General features: G+C 45.3%; 11 protein-coding genes. 8 read left to right on the forward strand and 3 right to left on the reverse strand.

The window, feature by feature from the left end; all coding sequences use genetic code 11:
- Positions 1-8 precede the first annotated feature (8 nt).
- The gene (locus Q9312_RS06100) at positions 9-752 is read right to left on the reverse strand and encodes a class I SAM-dependent methyltransferase (RefSeq protein ID WP_309203698.1); all 744 of its coding nucleotides are present in this window, start codon (positions 750-752) and stop codon (positions 9-11) included.
- Between the two features lie 32 nt (positions 753-784).
- On the opposite strand from Q9312_RS06100, the gene gloB reads away from it, so the two are divergent.
- Positions 785-1,555 carry a hydroxyacylglutathione hydrolase gene (gloB, locus tag Q9312_RS06105; RefSeq protein WP_309203699.1) on the forward strand — a complete coding sequence of 257 codons (771 nt, stop codon included), beginning with the start codon at positions 785-787 and terminating at the stop codon, positions 1,553-1,555.
- A 115-nt stretch (positions 1,556-1,670) separates the two neighbouring features.
- Positions 1,671-3,305, forward strand: a complete 1,635-nt coding sequence (locus tag Q9312_RS06110) for a LysM peptidoglycan-binding domain-containing protein (protein ID WP_309203700.1) — start codon at positions 1,671-1,673, stop codon at positions 3,303-3,305.
- 15 nt (positions 3,306-3,320) lie between these two features.
- On the opposite strand, the gene Q9312_RS06115 is transcribed toward Q9312_RS06110, so the two are convergent.
- A complete protein-coding gene (locus Q9312_RS06115; RefSeq protein ID WP_309203701.1) occupies positions 3,321-4,487 on the reverse strand; it encodes a PQQ-dependent sugar dehydrogenase in 1,167 nt (388 codons plus the stop codon).
- A gap of 188 nt (positions 4,488-4,675) precedes the next feature.
- Here Q9312_RS06115 and Q9312_RS06120 point away from each other — a divergent pair, with 188 nt between their 5' ends.
- The 5 genes from Q9312_RS06120 (at position 4,676) to Q9312_RS06140 (ending at position 11,214) form a co-directional block, all read left to right on the forward strand.
- Positions 4,676-5,146 (forward strand): hypothetical protein, encoded by a 471-nt coding sequence (locus Q9312_RS06120; RefSeq protein WP_309203702.1) that lies wholly within the window; start codon positions 4,676-4,678, stop codon positions 5,144-5,146.
- Positions 5,146-5,724: a hypothetical protein gene (locus Q9312_RS06125; RefSeq protein ID WP_309203703.1), complete on the forward strand. Its 579-nt coding sequence runs from the start codon at positions 5,146-5,148 to the stop codon at positions 5,722-5,724. The genes Q9312_RS06120 and Q9312_RS06125 overlap by 1 nt, the downstream gene beginning before the upstream one ends.
- 61 nt (positions 5,725-5,785) lie before the next feature.
- On the forward strand, positions 5,786-6,517 hold the full coding sequence (locus Q9312_RS06130; protein ID WP_309203704.1) for a tRNA-uridine aminocarboxypropyltransferase: 732 nt from the start codon (positions 5,786-5,788) through the stop codon (positions 6,515-6,517).
- Between the two features lie 203 nt (positions 6,518-6,720).
- Positions 6,721-8,934 carry a M3 family metallopeptidase gene (locus Q9312_RS06135; protein WP_309203705.1) on the forward strand — a complete coding sequence of 738 codons (2,214 nt, stop codon included), beginning with the start codon at positions 6,721-6,723 and terminating at the stop codon, positions 8,932-8,934.
- A gap of 111 nt (positions 8,935-9,045) precedes the next feature.
- On the forward strand, positions 9,046-11,214 hold the full coding sequence (locus tag Q9312_RS06140; protein WP_309203706.1) for a prolyl oligopeptidase family serine peptidase: 2,169 nt from the start codon (positions 9,046-9,048) through the stop codon (positions 11,212-11,214).
- A 59-nt stretch (positions 11,215-11,273) separates the two neighbouring features.
- On the opposite strand, the gene Q9312_RS06145 is transcribed toward Q9312_RS06140, so the two are convergent.
- Positions 11,274-11,777 (reverse strand): DUF2244 domain-containing protein, encoded by a 504-nt coding sequence (locus tag Q9312_RS06145; RefSeq protein WP_309203707.1) that lies wholly within the window; start codon positions 11,775-11,777, stop codon positions 11,274-11,276.
- A gap of 100 nt (positions 11,778-11,877) precedes the next feature.
- Here Q9312_RS06145 and Q9312_RS06150 point away from each other — a divergent pair, with 100 nt between their 5' ends.
- Entirely contained in the window at positions 11,878-12,075 is a 198-nt protein-coding gene (locus Q9312_RS06150; protein WP_309203708.1) for a CPXCG motif-containing cysteine-rich protein, read from the forward strand.
- Positions 12,076-12,099 lie beyond the last annotated feature (24 nt).

Raw genomic sequence — 12,099 nt, forward strand, 5'->3', positions numbered from 1 at the left:
CCACGTCATTAATTCTGTACTTTCTTCAATTCTCTTTCGACCAAACGCTGCACACCTGGTTCAGCAAATCGTGCAGGCACTAGTTTTCTATTGGTTCGCCAGCTCGGTCGAATAGGCGTCAAGGTTGAGACCGATTTGCGGGCGATTATAAAATAATGGCTGCAAAAGTGCGACGCAAATGGTTGCCAAATCTGTGGTTCACTTTGCGCAATAAATTCTAAACCGCAATAATCTTCGACTTCGAATCCGATTAATTTTAACCAATCTTTTATTCTCGATAACCCAATGAGACGACGAGACATTACTGGGTTGCCTATCAACTTTGCAGAGAGTTTACGCAAACCAAACCAACTGATCGGGTTAATTCCCGAAATAACTAATTTTCCGTCTGGAATCATCACTCGCTCAACCTCTCTTAAAAGATCGTGAGGTTGCTCAATAAAATCGAGAATATGAGGAAGCAACACCATGTCTAAACTATCTGAAGCAATGGGCAACGCATCGTACTGAACGATGCATGAAGTTTCAGCTCGCCGTTGGTTGGTTAAATAAAACCAATGCTTGATCGGGCTATGAGTAAAATCGAGACCAGCGCCCAGGTCGCCCAGCGTAGCCGCATAATATCCAAAACTCTCTGGCAATAGTTCGTCGAGCAATCGTTGTACCAGCTCTCTTACTTTTGCCTCGCCAGAAAAGAGTGTCGAACTAAATGGTTGCGGCCCCTTGTCCCGTGATGGCTTATCTTGATACATTGACCACCTCACTTGAGATTTTGAGATTTCTGATGGTTACCGTTGATCGTATTCCTAGCTTTACCGATAACTATATATGGGCTTTAACTAATGATCGAGCAAAAACCTGTACATTGGTCGATCCCGGCGATGCAAAGCCTGCCATCGCTTACCTAGAGGAGCGCCAGCTCGACCTAACCAATATTCTCATTACCCATCACCACCATGACCATACGGGAGGCGTCGAGACCCTAAAAAGTCAGTATGGCTGTCTCGTGTACGGCCCGAAAAGTGCCAAAATTTCAGGCATCGATAGCTTTCTGAAACAGGGAGATCGGGTGACGCTGCCATCGCTAGGAGTACAACTTAACGTTTTAGAGGTTCCCGGTCACACACTTGACCACATTGCTTACGTCAACGATGACTGGCTATTTTGTGGCGATACCTTGTTTGCCGGAGGGTGTGGACGGTTATTTGAAGGTACGCCTCTACAGATGTGGCAGTCACTCAAGTCCTTGAAAGCGCTTCCCGCTCAAACCCAAGTTTTTTGCGCTCACGAATACACTCAGGCCAATCTATCTTTTGCTCGTGCGGTTGAGCCAGACAATGAGACGCTGCAGCAGCGTTACAATGAAGTTAAGATTGCTCGAGCAAATGACATACCGACGGTTCCCAGTACCATTGAGTTAGAGTGCCAAACGAATCCATTTTTGCGAGTTGAAGAACAAAATGTTCGACAGGCTGCGGAAACTTTTTCTGGGAAGTCGTTGTCTACTCCAGAGGATGTTTTTGGCTGCATTCGACAGTGGAAAGATAACTTCTAAATAATCACTCGTTTGACAGCTATCTCAGTAAAAAATAACATGTGCACCTCACGCGCCAATCGGCTTTTTGCTAAGCGCCGAAGCATTAACCCAACCAAGGCTTTAACCTTTTGATATGAATCGATTTTTTGTACTCATCACTATGATCGTCGGGCTGACAGCCTGCCAGCACCAAACTTGGTTTCAAACAAGCGAATCGAAAACTAGCCAAAGTACGGCTGACGCGCTTGAAGATTCCCCAGAGGTCTCTTCCACTGAACAAAAGGTTATTGTTGAGGAGCAACTGATCGATGAGATTGATGTCGTCGAAATTAGCGAAGAAAACAGCGCTTCTGAAGTTGCTGAGGCCGACAACTTATGGTGGATGATTCGCCAACAACTGGCCTTAGACATACCAGAAAAGCGCCGTTTGATCAGTCAACGAAATTGGTATGCAAAGCACCCGGCCTACATTGCTCGAGTTTCGGCGCGTGCAAGGCCATACTTACATCACATTTATGAGCAATTAGAACAGCGCAAAATGCCCATGGAACTGGCCTTGCTACCTATAGTAGAAAGTGCCTTCGATCCTTTTGCCTACTCTCACGGCCGAGCCTCAGGCATGTGGCAATTTATTCCCGGAACAGGTAAACGTTTTGGGCTACGTCAAAACTGGTGGTACGATGGCCGCCGCGACGTTTTCTATTCAACCCACGCCGCACTGGATTATTTAGCCTACCTGCACAAACGTTTTGATGGCGACTGGCTGCACGCTATCGCAGCCTATAATTCGGGTGAAGGCAATGTCATTCGCGCGATTAGAAAAAACAAGCGCAAAAACCTTCCAACGGATTTTTGGTCTCTTGATTTACCGAAAGAAACCGAAGCTTACGTACCCAAGCTATTAGCGCTCGCCGATTTGTTAAAGAACTATCAGACCTACGAGTTGACTTGGACACCCGTAGCCAACACGCCCTATTTCGAAAAGGTGACGGTCGATTCGCAAATCGATCTGGTTGTTGCGGCTGAATTAGCGGAACTCGATCTTGAAGATTTTTACACCCTCAACCCAGCCTTTAATCATTGGGCAACCGAGCCGAAACGCGACACCGATTTATTGTTTCCAATTGCCAATGCGCAAATTTTTAAACAAGCTTTAAAAAGCACTCCAAAAGAACAACGTATTGCTTTCAAACGCTACGTTATTCAACCCGGTGATAGCTTGTTGAGTCTATCTAAAAAATTCAACACAACGGTAGAATTACTTCGCTCAACGAATGGTATTCGCGGCAATTTAATTCGCGTCGGAAAGCCTTTGCTAATTCCGACCGCGGCTTACACCGCGGGGCAGTATTCCAAAAGCAGCCAAAATCGCACTGCCGCCAAACAAAATCGGCAACGCGACGGGCAAAAGGTTCACATCGCGGTTCAAAGTGGCGACTCTTTCTGGTCATTGGCGAAAGAATATAAAGTCGGCATGCGTCAACTCGCCGCGTGGAATAATATGGCGCCGACAGATCCACTGCGCATTGGACAAAAGCTGGTCGTTTGGACAGAGCACCCCAAAGGTATCGCCGTTCAATCAGGAATTAAGAACAAAACGCGAAAAATTCGTTACAGCGTTCGCCGCGGAGATTCGATTGCTCGAATTGCGGGTAAATTTAACGTTCGCGTCGCTGATGTGGTTCGATGGAACCAAATCAACCCGAAAAAATATCTGCAGCCCGGGCAACGACTCACGTTATACGTCGATATCACGCAGCAATATTAGCCAGTTGACAACTTTTTAAAAAATATGCGACCGGTTATCACCTTGGATCGGTCGCTGCTCAAGCGTTATCTTCAACAAGCGACCTTGCTCTTCGTCGGTCACGGCCCAAATAACTTGCCCTTGGACCCAAACATCGCGTATTCGATAGTTTAAAGGTGCTAAAAGTGACCGTTCAACCTGTGGCGTTTGATCGGGCAGCAACACCTTAATATCGCGATCAACCAAAGTACCAATCAACAAAGCGCCATCGAGTGCGGGAACAGAATCAGAGCGAAAAATCGCCAGACCTGATGGTGCAATCGATGGTGTCCACACGCGCACCGCGTTTTCCGTGCCTGGATACTCTTGAAATGGTGTGATGTTCGCGCCTGAGTAATCTTTTCCATAGGTCGCAATTGGCCATCCGTAGTTTTTACCACGCTCTAAAGCATTTAACTCATCGCCGCCTCTCGGACCATGCTCATGCAGCCACAATACTTGCCGCTGTGAGTCGTAGGCCAGACCTTGTGGATTACGGTGCCCCAACGTATAAATTTCTGCGCGATGATCGGCTTGACCGACAAATGGATTATTATTTGGAATGTTACCTTCTAACGTGAGACGCACTGTTTTTCCCAGTAAACTGTTTGGTTTCTGCGCTTGCTCACGATAATCAAACCCGTCACCAGTGGTCATAACCAAGGTATTATCAGGTAACATTGCCAAACGTCCACCATAATGCACTGGGGTATCTTTGTAGGGTTGTACTTCAAACAAAACCGTCTGTTGTTTGAGTCCATCAGGCTGCATTTTCGCCTTCATTAAGCGAGTCGTATTACCGCCATCACTTTGGTAGGCATAACTAAAATATATCCAATCGTTTTGTGAAAACTCAGGGTCGATGATCACATCAAGCAAACCACCTTGGCTGGCGTAATAAACATCGGGAAGACCCTCTAAGGGCGCGGATAAGTTACCATTTTGCCAAATACGTAAACGTCCTGGCTTTTCGGTAATCAGCAATCGATCGTCCGGCAGTCCGGTAACAGCCCAAGGGAAATTTAATTGCCGCGAAACTTCTTCAACGGTGACATCGATCATCACTTTGTCTAGCTGTAATGACTGAGTCCATGTCACTGGCTCCTGGGCCAGCGCCGAAACACTCATGACTGCGCAGATTAACAACTTAAAACGTGATAACATTTCTTGGCCTCTGTTGTTGAAGAATCCACTCGAAAGGGATATTTATAGAGACGAATCTTAACCTAATTAGACGCTAAACTTAAACAGACGCTTAACTTGAACGAACGGTCAACTTAAAAAGACGTTAAACTTAGCCTGAGCGGTTAACGATTATTGAAAACGACATTAGCAAAACGATCGGAAGACCTATGAACGAAAGCGCAACTAAGCAAGCTCAATCAAAGAAAATACCATGGCTCTCGATAATAACCGGTGGGATCATTAGCTACGTTTTTGCTAGCATTTTTCATACTCAGCAAGTGCTTAGCGAATTAAGCAAGTTGGGCGTTGAAATAGGTGGCAAAACGTGGCTCGATACTGCGCTCAGCGACTTGTGGGGTATGCTCCCCTCTTACGGATTAGCCATTATGATCGGCTTTCTTATTGCCTTTAGTCTATTGGTAAAAACTGGCTGGTTTAAATCTGTTCCTACACTCGTTCGATTCACTCTTATCGGAATCTTAGTGATATTGTTGATTCACGCCTTAATGTATCCGATACTCAATATAACTCTGATTGCAGGCGCACGCTCAGCCTTCGGTTTTTCATTGCAACTGTTCAGTGGAAGCATCGGCGGATTAAGCATTGCGCTGCACCTGTTAAAGCGGGAGTCTCATTGATGACAGTGCGTTTATTGGGTCTGTTACTGACCACCACTCTGCTTTTTTCGAGCCAGGTTCGCAGCGAATCCGCTGGCTCGCCCTCATGGCTAAGCCAAGTCGATGAGCTCCTAGATTCCCAGCGATTGGGCCTTCCGACCATAATTACTTTGACTGACATTACTGAACAGCAAGCGTTGAATATTAGCTTGAAGCATTCAGCGGCACCTGAAATGCCTCTGTCAGTTGACGACAACACCTTGATTGTATGGCGCTCAAAAGATATACCAACTGCAAAAAGTCAAACCGCTCAATCGCGCAAAGAATGGTTGAATGTTGCTGCTTATCGAGAACAACAGTGGCATCTGCTAATGTCTATTGTTATTCATGATTACTCTGAAAAGTACGGCGGTATTAGTTATTTAGACCAACTGCAGCTGACTCACGATCGCAACAATTTATATCCCATCATTGGAATTACCGTAACCAGTCTACCGGCCGACGGAGACCGCGACTTTCGTCCCGGGCCACCGGTCATGCAACTTTATCGATTTGACGATGATGCATCTGAATACTTACCTATCGATTCATTGCCCTGACTCAGAAACATAGTTCGCAAACAGCTCCCGCTAATGACTCTTTCACCTGAACGGGTTTGCCATGCTAAACTGCGCGCCTCGATCGTTACCAGCCTTGAAAACTATTTTGATTCCTAGCCAATTCACTTTTAACCAAATGAAACAACGAGCCCTGTCTGTTGCAAGTCGCGACTATGGTGGCCGTGGTCGATTGATACAACGCTGTTCAGAGTGCCGCCTCAGCAGCTCTTTGTGCCTCTGCGAGCAAATTCACGCGAAGCCCTCGAGCGTTGACTTTCTGCTTTTATTTCATCGCGATGAAATATTTAAGCCGACCAATACAGGAAAGCTCATCGACGATTGCTTTCCTGACCATACTTTCTGCTTTGAATGGTCTAGAACGGAACCGCAACCAGAACTGTTGCAGCTATTAAATGACCCCAAGCGTCGTTTTTATATTTTGTACCCCTACGATTTGGAGCAACCCAGAGAGCTAGTTAACGCGATTCCTGTTGCAGAAAATGATCAAAAAATTCCGACTTTGGTGATACTCGATGGCACGTGGCGCCAGAGCCGACGCATGTTTAACTCCAGCCGCTGGCTACCTAACTTCCCTATTTTTAAGCTCACACCTGAGCAGGCCTCGACCTACGCTACTCGTGGTGCTGCCTATCAAAATTATCTTTCTACGGCAGAATCCGTCGCTCTGGCGCTGTCAGAGAGCGGGTTAATGGAGTCTGGTACCCACTTACAAAATCTTTACGCCGAGTTTAATCATCGCTATCAACAGATGAAAGAAAATCGACGCTCATAAAGGATTAACGCTTCTCCTTCGGTGATCAAGAAATCATACCTATAAGCATTGCGCATCTAAGTTATGCCTCTCGGTTATATTGACGCTTAGAAAGGCACAAACTGTAACGAAGATTAACATTTTCCCCCTGTGACAACTTGGCGAAAACCGCTACACTGAGCCGGAATCCCGTAGTCTGGGAAAAGAAGACCTAGGAGAATGAAATGAAAACAAATATAACCATAATCGCCAGTCTCGTGGCGACCATTTTAGTGGGATGTGGGGACAAACCAGACACCAATACCCCTGAGCAACAGAGCCAAAGTAAGCCTGCGAATACTGAAACAGCAGCAACTGCAGCTCCGGTTAAGGAAGAAAGCAACCTGCTTCTACAAGAGTGGACAGGCCCTTACCAAGGTGTACCAGCCTTCGATAAAGCCAAGTTGGAAGACCTAAAACCCGCTCTAAAAGAAGGTATGCAACGCCAACTCGCAGAGATCGAAGCTATCGCAAACAACCCTGAAGCCCCTACCTTTGAAAACACCATTGTTGAAATGGAAAAGGCCGGACAAGACCTAAGTCGGGTCTTCACCTACTGGGGCATTTGGAGCTCAAACATGTCTTCGCCGGAATTTCGGGCAATCCAACAAGAGATGGCTCCAGAATTATCGGCATTTTTCTCAAAAATTAGCCAAAACGCCAAATTATTCGCTCGTGTTGAGGCAGTTTATAAAAGCGACGAAGTGAAACAACTGCGTCCCGACCAACAACGACTGGTTGAATTAACTTACAACGGCTTTGCTCGCAACGGAGCAACGTTAAAAGGCGACGCACAAAAACGCTATGCAGACATCAACCAAGAACTAGCCAAACTACACACTCAATTCTCTAACAACGTATTGCACGATGAAGAGTCTTATGTGCTTTATCTCGACGAGAATCAATTATCTGGACTGCCGGATTCTTTTGTCAAAGCCTCAGCAGCGGCAGCCGAGTCTCGTGGTCAGGCTGGAAAGTACGCCATCACCAATACCCGCTCATCCATGGATCCATTTTTAACCTACTCTGATGAACGAGCGCTTCGTGAGAAAGTTTGGAAGACCTATTACAACCGTGGCGACAACGGCGATGAATACGATAACAATGCGTTGATTTCGCAAATCTTGAAACTGCGTCATGAACGTGTTCAGTTGCTCGGATACGAAAACTACGCTCAATGGCGACTCGAAGATCGCATGGCTAAAAACCCAGACAATGCGTTCAAGTTAATGAAAGCCGTGTGGCCTGCAGCAATCGCTCGAGTTAAAGAAGAAGTCGCTGATATGCAAGCCATTGCGGATAAGCAAATGACAGAGCTCAAGCAAGAAAAAATCACCATCGAACCATGGGATTACCGATACTACGCAGAAAAAGTTCGAAAAGATAAATACGACTTAGATTCCGATGAAGTTAAACAATACCTTCAATTGGACAAACTTCGCGAAGCTATGTTTTATGTCGCAGGTCGTCTGTTCAACTTCGAATTTACTCCGGTTAAAGATGGCAGCGTTCCAGTCTTTCATCCTGATGTTAAAGTTTGGGAAGTGACCGATAAAACCTCAGGTGAACATATTGGACTTTGGTATTTAGATCCCTTTGCCCGACAAGGAAAACGCTCAGGCGCTTGGGCAACCAGTTACCGCAGCCACACCACATTCGATGGAAAAGAAAATGTATTATCGTCAAACAACTCAAACTTCATAAAAGGCGCTCCTGGGGAGCCAGTTTTAGTTTCTTGGGATGATGCAGAAACCTTTTTCCACGAGTTTGGACATGCGCTACATTCACTCTCTTCTAAAGTTGTTTACCCAACGCTTAATGGCGGTGTGAGAGACTATACTGAGTTTCAATCACAGCTACTCGAGCGCTGGTTGTTAACCGACGAAGTGATCTCTCAGTTCTTAGTTCATGCTGAAACTGGGAAACCGATGCCTACTGAGTTAGTCGCGAAAATCAAAAACGCCGCTACTTTTAACGAAGGTTTTAAAACAACCGAGTATTTAGCATCAGCTATGATTGATCTTCTGCTGCACACAACCAATCCAGAAAATATTGATCCGGATAAGTTCGAGCGCGAAACCTTAGCGGGCTTAAACATGCCGAAAGAAGTTGTTATGCGTCATCGTACACCACATTTCGGGCATATTTTTTCTGGCGAAGGTTATTCAGCAGGGTATTACGGATATATTTGGGCCGAAGTATTAACCTCTGACGCAGCTGAGGCTTTCGCAGAAGCACCGGGCGGATTCTACGATGAAAAAGTGGCTAAGAAACTTGTCGACCATTTATTCTCTGTTCGCAATGCTGTTGATCCTGCCGATGCATACCGAGCCTTCCGAGGAAGAGATGCAAAAGTAGAAGCACTAATGAGAGACCGCGGATTTCCGGTTACTCAGTAAGCTCAATGAGATTGTTGTTTCATCAACGATTTCAAATAACTTCAAAATAGAAATAATACTAAAGAGCGCAGCTAATGACTGCGCTCACTTTTAATCACAGGGCTATTAAAAATGAAAAAAACATTAATAGTTTTGCTCACCTCTTCTCTACTATTCGCCTGTTCTAAAGAGACCGAGCAAACAACACAACAGAAGACTGCTGCGCCAGAAAAACACAGTGCCGCAGAAACTAAAATAAACTACCCAACCACTCGAAAAGGCGCTGAGGTTAGCAGCTATTTCGATATGAAAGTGGCCGACCCTTATCGTTGGTTAGAGGATGACCGAAGTGAAGAAACCGCTGAGTGGGTTAAGGCACAAAATAATGTGACCTTTGGTTATCTCGATAAAATTAATTATCGTGAGAAAATCAAAGAAAAGCTGACAAAAATCTGGAACTACGAAAAGGTCAGCTCACCTTTCGTTGAAGGAAAATACACCTACTTCACAAAAAATGATGGATTACAAAATCAAAATGTTGTTTACCGTAAAAATGAACAAGGTGAAACAGAAGTCTTTCTTGACCCGAATAAATTCAGTGAAGATGGCACCACCTCATTAGCCGGACTTAGCTTTTCAGAAGATGGTTCTCTTGCCGCTTATTTGATCTCAGAAGGAGGATCAGATTGGCGAAAAATTATTGTGATTGATGCAGAGACGAAGCAACCGGTTGAAGATACACTGGTTGATGTTAAATTTTCTGGCGTTAGTTGGAAAGGCAACGAAGGCTTTTTCTACTCAAGTTACGATAAGCCTGATGGCAGTGAGCTGTCAGCGAAAACCGATCAGCACAAACTCTACTACCACAAATTAGGCACGCCTCAGAGCCAAGACCAAGTGGTATTTGGCGCAACCGATGAGCAGAAACACCGCTATGTTGGTGGTCAAGTCAGCGAAGACGGTCGCTTCTTATTTATTAGCGCTGCGGTTTCAACCTCGGGCAATAAATTGTTTATGCGCGATCTAAGTTCAGATGATGGCCAACTGGTCGCCATTGTCGATAATACTAATTCCGATACCTATGTACTCGACACAAAAGGCACGCAATTATTTTTAGTCACCAATTTAAATGCACCTAATCGAAAAGTAGTTACTGTCGACGCAAAGGATCCTGCTCCTGCGAATTGGAAAGATCTTATTCCTGAGACAGACAATGTATTGTCGATCAGCACCGGTGCCGGTTATTTATTTGCAGAGTATATGGTCGACGCGATTTCTCAAGTCAAACAATATGACTACACAGGTAAGTTGGTGCGAGAAGTCGCCTTACCGGGTGTTGGCGATGTTAACGGATTTGGCGGCAAACGCGAAGATAAAACGCTTTACTTCACGTTCTCAAATTACAAGACTCCAGCCACTATTTATTCGTTTGATCCTCAGTCAGGCAACGCCGATGTTTATCAAAAACCAAACGTTGCGTTCGATAGCGATCAATACGAATCAAAGCAAGTATTCTATAAGTCTAAAGACGGTACTTCTGTACCTATGATTATCAGCTACAAAAAAGGACTTAACTTAAACGGAAAGAATCCAACCATCTTGTACGGTTACGGCGGATTTAACGTTAGCTTAACGCCAAGATTCAGTGTTACTCGCGCAGTTTGGATGGAAATGGGCGGTATCTATGCGGTCGCTAACCTTCGTGGTGGTGGCGAATACGGTAAGAAATGGCATAAAGCAGGAACCCAACTCAATAAGCAAAATGTGTTCGATGACTTCATTGCGGCGGCTGAGTACTTGATTGATCAAAAGTACACCAGTAAGAACTACTTAGCCATTAGCGGTGGTTCAAACGGTGGGTTGTTAGTGGGTGCCACTATGACTCAACGTCCTGATTTATTCCAGGTTGCATTACCGGCGGTTGGCGTTCTCGACATGCTGCGTTACCACACCTTCACTGCCGGTGCGGGTTGGGCGTATGACTATGGCACAGCAGAAGATAGCAAAGAAATGTTCGAGTATTTGTTAGGCTATTCTCCCGTGCATAACGTAAAAGCAGGTACTCAATATCCAGCGACGATGATCACCACCGGTGACCATGACGATCGCGTGGTTCCAGCACACTCGTTCAAATTTGCTGCTGAACTGCAATCTAAAGATGCAGGAAATCAGCCCATGTTGATTCGTATAGAGACCAATGCGGGACATGGTGCAGGAACACCAACCAGTAAACAAATCGATCTTGCGGCAGACGTCTATGCCTTTACCTTGTACAACATGGGATTTCGAGAACTTCCCTAACTAGGTTATTTCGGTGATAAATCGATAGCGGTGTGATAGCGGTGCAGTAGTGCCGCTATCTACCGGTTCGCATACCACCAAGGAAGTACCTCATCACGGATACCGTGACCTTTCAAACTTTCCCACACCAACACCTTTTCATCTTCGACTAAAAAGCTACCCACCGAACATTTTCGGTCGTCGAAAATTAAATACAAATCCATCGTTGCTAAACAAGAAGTGGGTTGATTAACCTGTAAGAAAACTTCTTTCCGGCGCATGCTGATCGTGTGCTCGCATTCTTCCCCTCCTTCTCCCAGCACTAACTGATCGCCGTCTAGCATGATCATTTGCTGACGCTGAGCCTTTCGGTGGTTAGCGATTAATAACCAGCCGACCAGTGAGACTTCGAAACCGGCAAAGGGAATGACTGGCCAGAACCCAAGAGAAGCCCAAGCCAGCGCAATAGAAAATGAAAGCAAGGCGATCACTGAAATAAAAGCATAGACTTGCCCTTTGGTCGCTGAGCAATTGGGTCGCAAACACAACCCCCATTTATTATGTTCAGAGATTTCTCTGACCATCGATTCCTCTTGTGCACTTTTTAACCAAGTTAATTCAAGTATAGTTTAAGAAAAGCATCTAACCTATACTGAATAAGGCAAACTGCTGGTAGAGAACTTTATGAATACATGGGATGAAACGGCTCAAACTTGTCCATATTACGGCTCAAAGATTTCACTTCTTTTGGATCTTTCTGTGACGGAGCAGTCTTATATCGAAGACTGTGAGGTCTGTTGTCGACCAATTACCATTCACGTGTCAGTTACACCAAACCAAGAAGTATGCCTACAACTTAGCGCAGAAAACGATGTATTTTAGTAATCGATAAAATCTATTTATTTT

The organism is Pleionea litopenaei, assembly GCF_031198435.1.
GTDB classification, from domain to species: domain Bacteria; phylum Pseudomonadota; class Gammaproteobacteria; order Enterobacterales; family Kangiellaceae; genus Pleionea; species Pleionea litopenaei.